The following is a 15,765-nucleotide window of genomic DNA, read 5'->3' as shown; positions in this document are numbered from 1 at the left end:
GCGGGCCGGTTATCAGGGTGAGACGGGACACCCCCCACGCAAGGTCTAGACGGCGCTGCGTCGCCGGATGCAGGTGGGTGGAGCTTTCGCGCGACCCTAGGGGCCTGCCGCCTCCACGCGATGGCGCACCCAGATGTTCGGCTCCCAGTACCTTCCCTGGTCCGCGTCGCGGTCGATCTCGACGGGGGCAAGTCCCTCCGGGAAGACATACGTCCCCGTCTCCGGGAAAGCCATCCCGGTCCAGGACTCCCACTCGCCCACGCTGCCCGTGATGAGGAGCGATCGCGGCGCCGGCTTGAGAACGTCTGCTCCGAGCTGCACGTGCACCCTCAGCCACGGGTCGAAGAGCGAGCCGTCGTCCCTTCTCCACCGGGCGTACCGCTCGATCGGGTTCAACGGGTAGCGATCCTTCCAGTTGGGCCGCAGGGGGGCTAGCAGGTCGCGGAGCCCGTGCTCCGACGCGATCTGGCGCATCGCCCCCAGTGCTTGCGGGCTCAAGCGCCGGCGGCGGTGGTGGGGCGGGATCTCGACCGCCAGGGCACACAAGGTGTTGGGTGACTTCCCGCGCTCATGCAGCGCGAAGGCGTCCGCGAGCACGGCGTCGATCCCCTCGGGCAGGTCGTCCTCGCTGCCGTCCCAGGCGCACGGGATCGTGTGACCCTCAGCCAGGACCTCGTCGGAGTCGTCATCGTGGAGCACGAATTGGAACTCGGGGAAGACCTCGTAGAGCCGCCCCCAGAACTGATTGAGCGTGTCGCCGTGCCGGTTGTACTCGGGCCACACCTGCTCTGACAGGTCCTCGATCCGCTCCCAGAGCTCGGGGCGCTCGGAGTAGAGCACGCGCCGGATCACGAACGCAGCGTAGCGGCTACACCGCGGCACAGCGGTGGACGGCTTACGGGTAGTTGCCTGCTCTTCTCGCGGCGCCCGGCCGGGAATACGCTGATCAGATGGCGTTCTGCCGGGCGTGTGGATCTAGCAATCCAGCGGAGTCGACCTACTGTGGTACCTGCGGTGCGAAACTCGCGCTCGACGCGGACGGGCGAACGGATTCGGCTCGGAGGATCATCACCGCTGTCTTCTGCGACGTCGTCGGCTCTACCTCATTGGCAGAAAAGCTGGACCCCGAGCCCTACAGGAAGGTTCTCACTGCCTTCTTCGACGAAATGGCCGCGGTGGTCGAGCGCCACGGGGGTTCGGTCGAGAAGTTCGTCGGAGACGGAGTCAAGGCGAGTTTCGGCCTGGTAAGAGCTCATGAGGACGACGCGTTGAGGGCGGTCCGCGCCGCGGTCGAGATGCGCGAGGCGCTGGCGAGGTTGAACGAAGAGGTGCTGATCCACTACAACGTCGCATTGTCAGCGCGCACGGGTATCAACACGGGCGAGGTACTGACCCCCGAGCTCGACGAGGAAGCTTTCGCCGTTGGGGATCCCATCAACGTCGCGGCGCGTTTGGAACAGGCGGCTTTGCCTGGGCAGATCTTGATGGGTGAGTCCACGTACCGTCTCGTTAGGGACGCCGTCGAGGTAGAAGCGACGTTACTAGAGCTCAAGGGCAAGTCCAATCCCGTTACTGCGTACGCGCTGCTGCGTGTGGCTTCGGATGCCACAGGAGTCACGCGCGACTTCACCCGACCGGTCGTCGGACGCGCGGAGGAGTTAGCGAGGATCCATGACGGCCTCGCTCGCGTAATCGCGGACGAGTCATGCAAGTTGGTACTCGTGGTCGCTGGCCCCGGCGTCGGCAAGAGCCGCCTGCTTCGAGAGGCCGCCGAGACTGCTCAGCCCCGGGCGCGCGTACTGGCCGGAGCAACCGCCGCTTACGGCGACGCGGTCACCTATTCGCTGGTCGTCGAGATGCTCAAGCAGGCAGCCGGCATCCACGATCAAGATGATGAGCGAAGCAGCGAGTCGAAGGTTGCGGCGGTTGTGGGAGCACACCAGCATGCATCACTGATCATTCCAAGAGTTTGTCAACTGCTCGGTGTCAGCGAGGTAACGACGACAAGCGACGAGATCTTCTGGGCCGTGCGCAAATTTCTCGAAGTGGTTGCGCGTGAGCAGCCCACACTCGTTTTGATCGAAGACTTGCATTGGGCGGAGAGCCCCACGCTTCAGCTGCTGGAGCACATCACGGATTGGTGGGGGGGTGGTCCTCTTCTGATCATTTGCTCCACCCGACCTGAATTCGTGGACGACCATCCGAACTGGAGCAGAAAAGCCTCGGCGTTGATCAATCTGACACCCCTCAACAGAAGCGACTCCGAGCAATTGATGCGGAACATCCTCGGTGATCTTGAAGCCGGAACGGACACCGCCGCTCACGTGGCGGAGGTCACCGGCGGCAATCCGCTTTTTATCGAGCAGATGTTGTCGATGCTCATAGAGGAAGGTGCCATCCATAACCAGGGCGGGAAGTCGGTGCTCGTGGCGCCTCTGGAGCTCTCCATCCCTCCGTCGATCCATGCGCTGCTCACTGCCCGTCTGGACGCGTTGTCGCGCGAGGAGCGTGCCGTCTTGGAAGCCGGTGCTGTTGCCGGGGGCGAATTTTCACGAGCGGCCGTGGAGGACCTCACGCCGGAACTACCGTCGGGGGAGCTACGGGTGCACCTGCATTCGCTCGTAACGAGGGAATTCATCGCACCGCTTCGCTGGGAGGTGCCGGGTGCTGAAACTTTTCGCTTCCGACACGCGCTCATCCGCGATGCCGCCTACCGAGCTATCTCACGGGAGCGACGCGCGCAGCTTCACGAGCGGCTTGGAGAGTGGCTCGAAGCCAGGCGCGGGCGAGGGATCGACGAGCCCGAGGAAGTGATCGGTCATCACTTCGAACAGGCGTATGAAAATCTAGTAGCAGTAGGAGTTGCTAGTCGGCGCCTCCTTGAACTTGCCCGTCGTGCAGGTGAGCACCTGGCCGCGGCTGGGCTGGAGGCGCATGCGCGGCACGACATGCCGTCTGCGTCCGCGATCCTCAGCCGAGCAGTACAACTGCTCGCGCGGCTGGGACCCGTACCCTTCCGGGTGCTTGCGGCATTTACGGACGCTCTCGTCTTCTCCGACCGAGCCGCCGACAGCCAGCTGGCGATCACGGAGCTCGAGCGCGCTGCCGAACTCGGCGATTCCCGCGCCCAGGCGGAACTGCTGTTGTTCCGTTCCCATCAGTCGACGAGGTGGGATGTCTTCGGTACGGCTGAACCGATCCGGGAGTCGGAACAGGCCTTGAAAATCTTCGACGCGCTCGATGACGACGAGGGCCTTGCTCGAGCGGGGAACTATCTCGCCTACCTGTATGCGGTCAGCGGCAATGAAGAGGCGGCTCTTGTCCTCGCCGGGAAGACCCTCGGGCATGCTCGAAAGATCCATAACGTTCTGGAGGAGGGCTGGGCGCGCCGGCGCATAACGTCTTCCATGCTTCACGGCCTGGTTGGTGTCCGCGAGGCGCTTCAGGCAGCTGAGGAGTTCGTGGAGTGGTCGAGAGTGGTTCAGATCCGTGCCAACGAAGGAGAAGCGCTCGCGGCGCTGGCAAGAGCTCAGGCCTATCTGGGCCTGGTCGATGCCGCTGCCGACTCTTTCCGTCTCGCTAAGACGATCCTCCACGATGTCGGTGGCGTCCCCGACGCGGCCGTGACTGGCTTGGTGTCCTACGACATTGCACAATGCGTCGCTGACCCGCGAAGGGGTGAGCAAGATCTACAGCGAAGTTTGGCGTCCCTAAGCGAGACCGGCGAAACCGGCGTCAGCGCCAGCATCGCTGTCAGGCTGGCAAGCCTGCTACTCGAACAGCGCCGGTATGACGAAGCCGAAGAGCTGGCGGAAGAGGCGCAACGACTGGCTGCGCCGGATGACTGGGACGTTCAGATCCGTTGCGGCTCCACGCTTGGACGTGTCCTCGCCCACCGCGGGGACGTCTCGCGGGGAGAGCGGATCTTGCACGCGGCGCTTGAGCGGGTTAGGCAGACGGATTGGTTGTTCTTGCAGGCGGACCTGCTCGCGAACCTGGCCGAGGTGATTGCCCGTGGGCGACGGCACGAAGAGGCATTCGAACAGGCTCGGCGGGCGTTTTCGTTGTACAAGACGAAGGAACACACTGCCGGAGCACGCCGCGTGGAGCATTTGATGGACCAGCTTCGCCTGGAGCGGGATAGCAAGTTGGCACCAGGCGCCTCGCACTAGCTCACGATGTTTCTGAGCGTGGGGCGCCTCTGGAGGAACCTTTACGGCCAGTCCGGCGTCTATGGCAGTGCTGTTGAAGAGACCCCGCACGAAAGACGAAGGTGAGGCTATGAGCGTAAAGACGGTGGCGACGACGACTTTGGTAGCGCTCGCGTTGATGACGGGTCCAGGCGTCGCCCACCAGCGGGATCTGATCACCGCTGGCGGGAAGGTTGGGCCTATCCAGAACGGCCGCACGAACAACGCCGACATGAGAGACATGTTCGGGCGCCCCTCGTATAGAGACGTCATCCGGGTCGGGTGCAGCCGCGTCGTGAGGCTCCGCTGGAGGGGGCAGATCCAGAGTTTCGCGTACCGGGCCGACGAGCAGCGGCGCGTCGTAGACGTGAGGGTGCTGGCGCGCGAGGTCGAAGCCGCAGACGGGTCCAGCTACACCTTCCACACCCGTCGTGGCTTGAGGGTCGGCGACTCCCAGCGGCGCCTGCGGGAGCTGTATCCGAACGCCGACCCGATGACGCATGCTGGCCACACCCATTACAAGCTGGGCGAGGGACGCTACGGCACCAAGCTGCTGGCGAAGGTCGTAGACGATGTCGTCGTGCAGCTTGAGGCCGCACCTTACGAGTACTGCTGACGCCGACCTAGCTCTCGCTCAACCCTTCGCTCGTCGCGTCGGAGTTGTCGTAGATCGTCGGGTCCAGCCCGTGCCTGAAGGCGATGCTGATGCGCGGACCGGCGGATGCGACCTTCGGCACGCTGTGCAACCAGGTGCGCTGGGTGCGCCCGCCCGTGACCAAGAGGTCTCCTCGGCCCAGCATGAAGGCGCGCGATGATCCGCCTTCGCGTGGCTTCAACAGGAACCGCCGCGGCTCGCCGACCGACACCAGCGCGACCAGCGGCTCGGCGATGCCCTTGCGGATGCGATCGCCGTGCCACGCCACGCTGTCGCGGCCGTCGCGGTAGAGGTTGAAGCCGGCGGAGTCGAACTCGATGCCGTAGCGCTGCGAGAGCAGGGCGCGCATCTCCTCGAGGATCTCCGGCTCGAGCGGCGAGCCGGAACTCTTGCGCCACAGCGACGTGAGGCGAGGCTCGGTCACTTCGCGGTCGTACATCTTGCGCGACCGCTGCCCCCAGTCGAGCCGCTCGACCAGCTCGCCGAACAGCGCGTCGGACCCGCTCACCCACCCGGGCGCGTGGTCTACCCATGACTCCGTGTCCAGATCGACGCGGGTGAGCGAAGCGAAGCGCGCGTCAACGGCTGGAGCCTCGCCGGCCCCCAGCAGCGACGGCTGCCACACGAAGCCCGGGGAAGGGGACATGGTTCGAGGATAGGAGGGGGCGGAGCGAGCTGCGAACGCTAGAGCTGGATCGATCCGAGGTTGATGGTCTCGCCTCGGTCCACGCGGATCTGGATCGTCTTGGTCCCCGAGGCGCCGTCGATCTTCAGCGTGTAGCTCTCTGCCTTGGACTCGTACGGACGGCTGGAGGGACCGAGGTGCCATTCGAAGCTTCCGTCGGGACGGGTCTTCAGCGTCCTGTTGATCTTCTCGATGAAGAACTTCTCGCCGGTCGGGTTGCCGGGCGACAGGGGCGTTTTGAAGGTTTTCGTCAGCACCAGCTGGGCCGCTCCGCCCGCCACGCGGCCCTTGATCACCGAGTGGTAGCGAGGGTTCGCGCTGACGTCCAGCATGACCTCGAAGGCCTCCATGTGCTCCTCCGTGAAGGCGCCGACCTCGCGGTCGTAGGCGGGGTGGAACCCGAGCGAGCCGTTCTCGATGGTGAAGCCAAGCGCGCCGGTGGTCGAGTAGGCGTAGTCGTCGGTGGTCCCGGTGGTGGGGTAGCCGACCGAGCCGTTGTTCTGGTAGCCCAAGATGGCTGCCATCTTCGCCCCGATCGCCTCCAAGAGGCTGTCCTCTGGAGCTCTGCCGCCGCCCGCGCGCAGCACGGTCGCCTGGTACGTGTGGTTCGTGATCACTCCGACCACATTGCGCCCGAGGATGACGTCGCGCACGTTCTGGGTCTCCGGCTCCGAGAAGGGGGCCGCGCCGCGGTACGTCTGGTTGATGATCAGTCCCGAAGAGCCACCTTCCTGGTCACCCCACAGGTAGGCGTAGTTGCGGTTCGGGTCCACACCGTACGCGTCGGGGTTCTTCTGCACGACGGGGACCGTGGCACCCGTGAAGGAACGGCGGTTCTTCCTCCAGTAGCCCTCGAACCCGTTCCCGGCGCCGAGGAGCGAGACCTGAGCCAGAGACTCCCTCGAGTAGTCGAAGCCGTCGACGTTGACGATCGGGATCGCGATCACACGCACCTTCCGCAGAAGCGATGTGATCTCTTTGTCTTTGCCGTAGTTCTCGGCTAGGTGATGGATGAAGAGCATCGTGTATTCCGAGGCCGGCCATTCGCGCGCATGGTGGAGGCCGTCGATGTAGAAGATCGGCCGGCCGTCGGTCGCCGTAGCGTTGACGTTCGACGCGATCTCGACGCCGAAGATCTTGCGACCCTCGAGCGACGGGCGAGGCAGCTCGACGAGCTTGACCAGATCCGGCTTCTTCTTAGCCAGCTGCTTCATCTCGGCGTTGTAGTCGGCAAGGCGGCGGTAGTCACTCCGGTTCGGGCCCGGCAGCGACAGCACCGGCTTTGGACGTGCCGCTTCGGCCATATCGTGCGCGTAGAGGTCCTCGATGACGACCTCGTAGTCCATTCCCAGCGCATCGAGGCGAGCGAGGTCGCCGGGCCACAGCAGGAGCTCGATCTCACCATGCGAGTGGTTGTGGGTCTCGTCGAAGCTCTCGAAGAGAAAGCCCGCCTGCTCGGCATCTTCCACGTGCACGCGCACGATCATGGGTCGGGCCGGATCCGTCCTGCCGATGGGGCTCAGCGCGAGGACCAGCAGACCGACTAGGGCCGCGACGAGCGCGCGGTGGCGGAGGGTCATGCGCCTATGGTTCGCCCGCCGCCGCGGACCTCCTGCTGCGGCCCCCGTCGCGAATCGGACATCTCGGTCGTTGACATCAACCGACGCCGAAATCGGTCGTGAAGCCGTTGGAGCCGCTTCAGAGGCGGCGCGACCTGCCGATACGGAAGGTGGCTCTGTAACTGGGAGGGTCGTTCATCTGGGAGACCGAGCGACGGGGGCACACATCAAGGTCGAAGCACAGCCCGACGAGGTAGATCTTCAACGTTTTCTTCCGCTGGTCCTGTGCGTTACGACGGTTGTTGCTGTGGCGCCACTGTGGCTGGGGCTGTGGCTGACCGACGGTCATCCCGTCGGTGCCACCGTCGTCTCGATAGTGCTCGCCCTTGTTGTCGGTCGCGTGGGAGCCGCGTTGTGGATCCGCACCGAGGCTTCCCAGGACCTCGTATTCGACGACCTGCTTGCCTGGAGCTTCCTGCGCCGGCTGCGTTCGGAACGCGCCTTGATCGAAAACGTCCGGCGCCTGGGACTAGATGTCGGGGCGTCAGCGGAGAAGCAAGGACTCACGCGTGAGCGGCAGTTGAAGCTGTTCAAGGTACTCGCTGCCGATCTGGAGCGGGGTGATCAGTACACGCACGGGCACAGCCAGCGGGTGGCGCGTCACGCGGACATGATCGCCAGGGCGATGCAGCTTCCCCGCAAGGAGCGCGAGAAGGTCAGGTTGGCGGCGTTGCTGCACGACGTCGGGAAGCTGCGCGTGCCACGGGAGGTCCTGAACAATCCTGGCCGCCTGACAGAAGCTGAGTTCGAAGTCGTGAAAAGGCATCCCTCCGCGGGCGCCGACATGGTTGAGGTCCTGGGCGACGACGAGCTCACCGCGATGATCCGCTACCACCACGAGCGGATCGACGGGAGCGGCTACCCCGAGCGCCGCCGAGCGGAGGAGATCCCCCTGGGCGCGCGCATCATCGCGGTTGCGGATACCTTCGACGCCATCACCTCGCGTCGCCCCTACCGCGCCGCGTCCAGGCACAAGGCCGCTATCGAGATCCTGCAGCGCGAGGCGGGAAGACAACTGGACGTGGAGGTCGTGCACGCCTTCAACGCCTACTACTCGGGTCGTCGTTCGATCCGGTGGTGGTTCTTCCTCATGGCCGGATGGCGCCACGGTCTCGATGCGCTCCTCGTCGGTCTGCCGAGGTTCGGCCTCGTGGGCGTGGCGAACGCGGCCGCGGTGGGTGGAGCAGCCGTGGTGTTCGCGGCCGGAGCGATGATGCACGGCCTCGTTGAGACGGAGCGAGCACAGCCCGACGGGCGTCAGCGACAGGTGCGCGAGTCGAAGAGAGACGGGAAGAAGCCGCCGGTGCTATACGCGGCGGGCGAAGCCTCGGACGGTGTCTCCACCTCCCATGCACGAGCGGCCTCCAACGACAGCAACACCAAGCGGTCGCGACGGTCGGATGGCGACGGAACAGGGCGCTCCGGGGGCGAGCGGGACCGCGAGACTTTGAAGAAGAACGAGGGGGCAGCCGCGGACGACAAGCGGCCGGAGTCCGAGGGCTCGGAGCGATCCGAGGAGGTCACGGCCGCCTCGGGCACCTCCACCGACGGCGACGCGGGCGCGGTGAAGAACGAGCCCGGACCCGCCCCGGCGCCGGACGATGCTGCTGCGGCCGTTACCGACAAGGTAGAAGACACCGCTCCCGAGGCTCCGGAACCGGCGGCGCCGGCAACCGACACAGAAGGGAAGGACAACTGATTTCCCCCTGCGATGGCAGCGCCGGCGGGAGGCGCCTGCAGGCCTCACGTAGCGAGGAGTAGATCAGCCGAAGACGGGAACGATTCCCCGCGTGAGGCGGGTGGGGGTTGCGTTCGGCGCGTTCACGGCATCCTTGTCCTTGCTGTTCGCGCAGGCGTCTGGCGACACATCACCCGCGCAGGCCATCGTGGCTCCGCCGGCCGTTGCGCCGTACGCGACGGGAACTCCGACACCCACGCCCACAGTGACACCCGGGCCTACGCCGACGCCGACCCCACCACCGTGCGACGATGAGTGGCACCGCATCGACACCGACGACCGCCGTTCGGACCACTGGTTGTCCGGCGTCGCCGTCGCCTCCGCGGATCGCGTCTGGGGAGCCGGCACGGACTACAGCGGGAACACTTGGGAGCGGTCGCTGGTTCGAAGGTGGAACGGGCGGCGCTGGCGCCGGGAGGACACTCCGTCGGTCCGCGGGAACGCGACGATCCTGAGCGACATCGACGTGGGTCGCGGCGGAGTGTTCGCTGTGGGCCAGCACAGCAGGACGGTGTCGCGCACCTTCGTCATCAGGCGCCGGCCCGGGGGCGGCTGGCGACGGATGGACAGCGCGGACCCGAGCGCGAGCTTGAATGCCCTCGACCACGTGTCGGTCCTGTCGGGCCGAAGAGCGTGGGCGGTCGGGACGCGCTGGGACGCTTCGGGCAATCACCTTGTTCTGGTCGAGCGTTGGAACGGGCGACGCTGGTCGGTCGCGTCGGTGGGCATGAACGGTTTGCTCCATGGCGTGCACGCCAGAACGGCGAAAGATGTATGGGCGGTGGGTCGCACCGTTCGCAGAGGTCTGCTGCGGACGCTGATCTTGCACTTCAACGGTCGACGCTGGAAACAGGTTCCGAGCCCGAACGTCAACGACCGGCCCCACATCTTGAACGCGGTTCACGCTGCCGGACCGAACGATGCCTGGGCCGTCGGTTACCACTACGGCGACGTTCCGATCGCTATGCACTGGAACGGGACCCGCTGGCGCTTGGTGGACCTCCCTGACCTCGGGGGAAGGAGCGAAGCCGAGCTGCGAGGTGTTTCATCCTGGGGCGACGAGGTCGTCGCCGTCGGCTACGTAAGCACGCCCCGCGACGGTTTCGAGGCGCTGATACTCGAGTGGAACGGACAGAGGTTCGTCCAAGAGGACGTGAACAGGTTCGAGGACTCCACCCACCTGGAAGATGTCGAGCACGCGGGCAACGGAAGCGTCTTCGCTGCCGGGTATCGATCTACCGGCGGCGGAAGCGAGGTCGTTCTTCGACGCCCGCCGAGCTGCTCCTAGCTCTACAGCACGGCGCGATAGAGGCTGAAGCTGCCTTCGATGCCTCTGAGCTCGGTTTCGTCCACCTTCTCGAACCGGATCCCCGACCCTGCGACGAGCGACGGGACCGCCCCCGATACCAGCAGGTCTCCGGCTTGCGCTTTCTCGGCCACGCGGGCACCGATGTGCACGGCGATGCCGCCGACGTCGTCACCGCGCACCTCCACCTCACCCGTGTGCAGTCCGGCGCGGGTCTCCAACCCGAGCTCCTTAACGCGCTCACGGATCCGGCAGGCACACCGGATCGCCCGCGCTGGTCCGTCGAAGGTGGCGAGGGCGCCGTCCCCGACCGTCTTCACGAGCCGCCCGTTGAAGCGAGCGAGCTCGTTCCGAACGACCTCATCGTGCCGGTCCAGAAGCTCTTTCCAGCGGCGGTCGCCGAGCTCTGCCGCGGTGCGCGAAGAGCCGACGATGTCGGTGAAGAGGATCGTCGCGAGGACCCGGTCGGGTTCGCGGGCTCGCCGTGCGCCGGTGAGGAACTCCTCGATCTCGTCCACGATCGCTTGCCAGTCACCGAGGAAGGGGATGTGGTCCTCCCCCTCGAGCTCCACGTATCTAGCTCCGGGGATCTTCTCCGCGAGGTAGCGGCCGTTGTCGACGATCACGAGCGGGTCGTCCTTGCGGTGAAGCACGAGGGCGGGAACGCGGATGAGAGGTAATACGTGGCGGACGTCGGTTCGAGCCAGCACGTCGTACGCGGCCGGGAGCGCATCCCTCGTGACCGAGTTTCGTTGCCACTTCGCCGCCCACTCGCGGAAGTCGGGATCGCTGTGGCTGGCCGGGTTCAGGATGAAGGCGAACTCCTCCGACCCCCACACCTCGATCATGAACTGGATCTGAGCGTCTCGTTCCTCAGGAGTAGGGGCCCAGGGGTAGTCGTCCTGGCGAACGGTGGCGGCATACGAGCTGTAGAGGATCAGCGCCGAGATGCGATCGGGATGCGTGGCCGCCATCAATGCGCACAGCGAGCCGGATTCGTTGAATCCGATCAGCGCGGTCTGTTCGCTGCCCACGTCATCCAGGACCGCCAGCATGTCGTCGATGCCCTCTTCCAGCGTCGCGATCCCGTGCGTGCGGTCGGAGAGGCCCGTCCCGCGGCGGTCCACGACGATCAGTCTCGCGAAGCTGGTCACCGCCTCGAGGCTTTGAGCCACGGGAGCCCACGCGTCGTACAGGTCCAGGTTCGAGGTCCAGATCGGGACGAACAGGATGTCTATCGGTCCGTCACCGAGAACGCGATAGGCGATGTGGATGTCGCCGTTCTTGGCGTAGTGGACGGGCGAGGCCATAGGGCCATCTTCCTACGACGCCCCGCGGCGGTTGCAAGAGCACCGAGAGGGGAAGTAAGTCGGGATGGCCGAGGTGGAGGAGCGGTTCCAGGAGCTCGTCGCGCACCTCGACTACCCGATGTTCATCGTCACGACGTCGGATGGCGCCCGGCGAGCGGGATGCCTTGTCGGGTTCTGCACGCAGTGCAGCATCGACCCGCCGCGCTTCGTGGTCTTCCTATCCAACAAGAACTTCACCTATCGGGTGGCCCTGGACGCCGAAGCTCTGGCGGTACACGTCGTCCCCGCCGATGCCGGGGACTTGGCGAGTCTGTTCGGTGAAGAGACCGGTGACGAGGTCGACAAGTTCGAGCGTTGCGGATGGATTGAGGGGCCACTAGGTCTGCCGGTGGTGGACGGATGCGCGGACCGGTTCGTGGGCCGGATCGTCGACCGTTTCTCGACCCAGGGTGGGGACCACGTCGGATTCGTGCTCGAGCCGCTGGAGGCTTACGCCGGCGGCGGCTCCTTCCTTGCGTTCTCGCAGGCGAAGGAGCTGGAGCCCGGTCACGAGGCCTGACCTCCAAACCCGCGCGTCAGATGGCGCCCTGCGCCTGATCTTGACCACAGAACGCCGGGATCACGCCCATGATCCGTGACTCCGTTCGATGTCCGTGAACCTGTCACACCCCCTAAGTAGGCTGTTCCAAAGGCGGTTGTGGCGGTGCCGAAGGGGGCTGTGACGGGTGGCGGAAGAAGCGGAAGCGGGACGGGAGCCGATGGTGGGGAGGGTCCTCGGGACCGAGCCCTCGACCCCTCTGGAGTTCTGGGTGGGCGTGGCGGAGGGCGAGTACCTGCAGCTGGACGAGGTCGTGACGACCGAGAGGACCCCACCGGGCGGTGAGCCCGTGCAGATCGCGGGCGTCGTGACGCAGGTGACGGCGAAGATCGACGGCGCCCGCTTCGACTCCGACATCTTCTTGATCGAAGACGGCATCCTGCCCGGCGATCTCTCGGAGGCCGCGCAGGTGACCGCGACCCGGGTGGAGCCCGAGGTCTACGTGCCGCCTCTTCCGGGGGCCGCGGTGCAGAAGGCCCGCGGGAAGGAGCGCGAGAGAGCGCTGTTCTTCGACGGCATGACCAAGAAGCTCCCTGCGGGCGTGACGCGCGACAACGAGCCCATCTACATCAACCTCGAGTTCCTGGACGGAACCAAGGGGGCGCACGTCAACATCTCGGGGATCTCCGGGATCGCGACGAAGACCAGCTACGCCACGTTCCTCCTCTACAGCTTGTTCAACTCGGGCGCGCTGGGCCGCGACGCGCTGAACACGAAGGCCTTGATCTTCAACGTGAAAGGCGAGGACCTTCTGTTCCTCGACCACCACAACATCGAGCTGACCGACGACGACCGGTCTCGGTTCCGGGCGCTCGAGCTCGAACCGGGGCCGTTTCCGTCTACCGCTTTCTTCGCACCGCCCAAGCTGGACGACCGCAACGCTTCTCCCGACGTTGCTACGCGCCAGCGCGGCGTGACGTCCTTCTTCTGGACGATCGAGGAGTTCTGCAAGGACGAGCTTTTGCCGTTCGTGTTCGCGGACGCCGAAGACGACCGGCAGCACTACACGATGGTCGTGCACAACGTCGCGGCGAAGCTCAAGAACGAGCACACCCCCGTGGGTGACGGCGGCGTTTCCATCGACGGGAGTGCGATCCGCACGTTCGCGGAGCTCATCGACCTCATCATGCAGAAGGTCCAGGTGGACGACTGGGCGGGGCCGGTCATCGGCGCGGGGACGATCAACGCTTTCGTTCGTCGCCTCGTATCGGCGCGGCGTCCGCTCGAGCGGCTGATCCGCGGCGATATCTCGGACGCCGAGAAGCACAAGGTGCGGCTGTCGAAGCAGGTGACGGTGGTGGACCTGCACAACCTGCCCGACCGGGCCAAGCGCTTCGTCGTGGGCGTCATCCTCCGGCGCTCGTTCGAGGAGAAGGAGCGCTCTGGTAAGGCCCGGCCGCAGCTGTTCGTCGTGCTGGACGAGCTGAACAAGTACGCTCCGCGCGAGGGCAACTCGCCGATCAAAGAGATCCTGCTTGACGTAGCCGAGCGCGGCCGCTCGCTGGGGATCATCCTGATCGGTGCACAACAGACCGCCAGCGAGGTGGAGCCGCGGATAGTCGGGCAGAGCGCGATCCGCGTGGTCGGTCGACTGGATTCCGCCGAGGCCGAACGGGGTCAGTACGGGTTCCTGCGCGGCCCCCAGCGCGAGCGCGCCACGATCATGAAGCCGGGCACGATGATGCTCAGCCAACCGGAGATCCCGATCCCGCTCGTGCTCGAGTTCCCCTTCCCAGCCTGGGCGACCCGCCATTCGGAGGCCGGAGCCAACCCCGATGCGGCGGATCATCCCGACGACCCACTAGAGGGCCTGCCGACGCCCTAGCTTGCGCACCCCGATGTCAAGGTGCCTTCGGTGGACAGGCTCACTCCTTCGACGGAACCGTGAGACCACCGAGCGCGGCCCGTGGCCGCGTCCACCATCAGCGCGGCGGAGGGGCCGCCGTACTCGGATGAGGACTCCAATGTGATGAAGAGGCCGGGACAGGCGCCCGGGTAGAAGTGTCCTCCTTGGACCGAAGAGTAGGGGTACTCGCCCAGGCCGGTGGCAGTGATGCGCCCCTCGAACACGTCCGACCAACCGTTGCGCCAGGGTGCCTCGACCTCGATCACGTCATCGTCTGTCCGGTCGAGTAGCAACAGGTCGTCGCGGCCCTGAGAGAAGCCCGCGTACGCCGGGAGCGCCGCTTCCGGCGTGGACATCGCACGTCCTGTTCTGCTGCTGACGGTGGTGGCGTCGCGCAACGCTTTCCGCCCCGAGTAGGCCGTCTGCTTTGCCAACAGATCGGGGTGACCGTCTCCGTCCAGATCCCCCGGGCTATACAAGCCGGCGTAGAACTCGGCGCCCAGCGGAGCGTCCTCGACCTCGAGGAACTTGCTGTAGATGGCCCTGCCGCTGCCGCCCCGCGCCGTCACGCGAACTCCGGATCCGCGCTGTTCCTTGACGGGGGTTGCCGTCATCAGTTCCGAGGTCCCATCGCGATCTATGTCCCCGATTTCTTCAAAGAGCCACCCCGTGTGGCTCCACAACACGCTCCCTGCCTTTCCCTCCAGGGCGTGTAGTGGAGCATCCGACTCGGCGCCGTACCCGTACCCGTCCCCGAGCTCCGTCTCGAGCACGAGATCGGATCTCTGATTGCCGTCGAGGTCGGCGACTCCGGTCACCCAGGAGCTGTGTCCCGTAAGCACGGGCTCGCTCTCCCAGAGCTCGTCGCCCTCGCGGCCCTCCCGCGCTACGACGTGGCCTTCGCCTTGAGTGAACACGCGGGCGTATGGGTCCCACTCGTCGACGAACACGTAGTCCTCGAGCTTGTCTCCATCTAGGTCGGGGGCAGCAAGCGGAACGGCGCGTCTGCCTACCCGCGTCTCGATCGAGGGGTGACGCACGATCCTGCCACCTCTGCCGTCGATGACCAGGGCCGAGGTCGACGTCAACAGCGGCTCTCGCAGATGGCCCGCTTGGGTTTGACGCAGCAAGTAACCGACCAGCAGATCGGTTGCTCGCCCTGGCGCCGAGTTGATGTGGTCGAGCGCGACGATCCTGCGCTCCGGAATGGTCTGCCGCCACGCCTTCTTCCCGGACCCATGCAGGGCGGTGACGCTTACCGTCGCCGGATAAGAACGTTCGTCGTACTCGAAGATATGCAGCCCGTTGCGGACCCCGCGCCCGACCTTCGCTAGAGCCGGGAAGAAGAGCTTGTCGTAGGCGCTCTCGTACGCCTTCCATAGCGTCGTGCCGTCCGTTCCGTCCAGGACCTCTAGTGCCAGGCTGTAGGAGTAGTCGCCGGGAGCCGAGGCGTCGTCGAACATCTCAAAGCTGCGGGTCTGCCTGAGCACATCCAGGTAGCCGTCTCCGTTCATGTCCGGGACGGGGTCGTAGTAAGTCCGGGTCCTTCGGACCGTGTGGCTCAGTAGCTCGCGAGATGTCGATGCAGGCGAGGGGAACGACAGTTGGACGATGTCTTGTAGGAGAGGGTCATCCGCAGCCGCTGGAGTGACCCGGGTCGTCTCTGCTGGTTCCGGCGCGATCGCGAACGCCGGTGAGGCGATCGCAACGGTGATCATCCCGAGCAGGATCGCGCGCGGCCCCAGGTTGAGATCCATCCCCCTGTCCCTCTCCTATGCCGGTTATGTCCGGTTCTGATAAGGAGACGCACGGGTACGC

At 65.7% G+C, this 15,765-nt stretch carries 11 protein-coding genes; 6 read left to right on the top strand and 5 right to left on the bottom strand.

What is annotated here, in order from left to right; all coding sequences use genetic code 11:
- Positions 1-96 precede the first annotated feature (96 nt).
- Positions 97-852 carry an N-acetyltransferase gene (locus tag M3N53_01300; protein MDP9066970.1) on the bottom strand — a complete coding sequence of 252 codons (756 nt, stop codon included), beginning with the start codon at positions 850-852 and terminating at the stop codon, positions 97-99.
- Between the two features lie 98 nt (positions 853-950).
- Here M3N53_01300 and M3N53_01295 point away from each other — a divergent pair, with 98 nt between their 5' ends.
- Positions 951-4,172, top strand: coding sequence for an AAA family ATPase (locus M3N53_01295; protein MDP9066969.1), 3,222 nt, complete (start codon positions 951-953; stop codon positions 4,170-4,172).
- A gap of 109 nt (positions 4,173-4,281) precedes the next feature.
- Entirely contained in the window at positions 4,282-4,806 is a 525-nt protein-coding gene (locus tag M3N53_01290; GenBank protein MDP9066968.1) for a hypothetical protein, read from the top strand.
- A 7-nt stretch (positions 4,807-4,813) separates the two neighbouring features.
- Here the strand turns inward: M3N53_01290 and M3N53_01285 are convergent, their stop codons facing one another.
- Together M3N53_01285 and M3N53_01280 are read right to left on the bottom strand one after the other, a co-directional pair.
- The gene (locus M3N53_01285; protein MDP9066967.1) at positions 4,814-5,491 is read right to left on the bottom strand and encodes an alpha-ketoglutarate-dependent dioxygenase AlkB; all 678 of its coding nucleotides are present in this window, start codon (positions 5,489-5,491) and stop codon (positions 4,814-4,816) included.
- 38 nt (positions 5,492-5,529) lie between these two features.
- Positions 5,530-7,110, bottom strand: a complete 1,581-nt coding sequence (locus M3N53_01280) for a M14 family metallopeptidase (protein MDP9066966.1) — start codon at positions 7,108-7,110, stop codon at positions 5,530-5,532.
- A 70-nt stretch (positions 7,111-7,180) separates the two neighbouring features.
- Here M3N53_01280 and M3N53_01275 point away from each other — a divergent pair, with 70 nt between their 5' ends.
- On the top strand, positions 7,181-8,848 hold the full coding sequence (locus M3N53_01275; protein ID MDP9066965.1) for an HD-GYP domain-containing protein: 1,668 nt from the start codon (positions 7,181-7,183) through the stop codon (positions 8,846-8,848).
- A 91-nt stretch (positions 8,849-8,939) separates the two neighbouring features.
- A complete protein-coding gene (locus M3N53_01270; protein MDP9066964.1) occupies positions 8,940-10,175 on the top strand; it encodes a hypothetical protein in 1,236 nt (411 codons plus the stop codon).
- 2 nt (positions 10,176-10,177) lie between these two features.
- Here the strand turns inward: M3N53_01270 and M3N53_01265 are convergent, their stop codons facing one another.
- The gene (locus M3N53_01265; protein MDP9066963.1) at positions 10,178-11,503 is read right to left on the bottom strand and encodes an adenylate/guanylate cyclase domain-containing protein; all 1,326 of its coding nucleotides are present in this window, start codon (positions 11,501-11,503) and stop codon (positions 10,178-10,180) included.
- A gap of 64 nt (positions 11,504-11,567) precedes the next feature.
- On the opposite strand from M3N53_01265, the gene M3N53_01260 reads away from it, so the two are divergent.
- Together M3N53_01260 and M3N53_01255 are read left to right on the top strand one after the other, a co-directional pair.
- Positions 11,568-12,062, top strand: coding sequence for a flavin reductase family protein (locus tag M3N53_01260; GenBank protein ID MDP9066962.1), 495 nt, complete (start codon positions 11,568-11,570; stop codon positions 12,060-12,062).
- A gap of 199 nt (positions 12,063-12,261) precedes the next feature.
- Positions 12,262-13,926, top strand: a complete 1,665-nt coding sequence (locus M3N53_01255) for an ATP-binding protein (GenBank protein ID MDP9066961.1) — start codon at positions 12,262-12,264, stop codon at positions 13,924-13,926.
- Here M3N53_01255 and M3N53_01250 read toward each other — a convergent pair.
- Positions 13,923-15,704, bottom strand: a complete 1,782-nt coding sequence (locus tag M3N53_01250) for a VCBS repeat-containing protein (GenBank protein ID MDP9066960.1) — start codon at positions 15,702-15,704, stop codon at positions 13,923-13,925. The genes M3N53_01255 and M3N53_01250 overlap by 4 nt on opposite strands.
- Positions 15,705-15,765 lie beyond the last annotated feature (61 nt).

Source organism: Actinomycetota bacterium, assembly GCA_030776625.1.
Taxonomy (GTDB): Bacteria; Actinomycetota; CADDZG01; order CADDZG01; family WHSQ01; genus MB1-2.
Note: the sequence above shows the minus strand (reverse complement) of the source record. Positions and strands in the feature narration are given on the sequence as shown.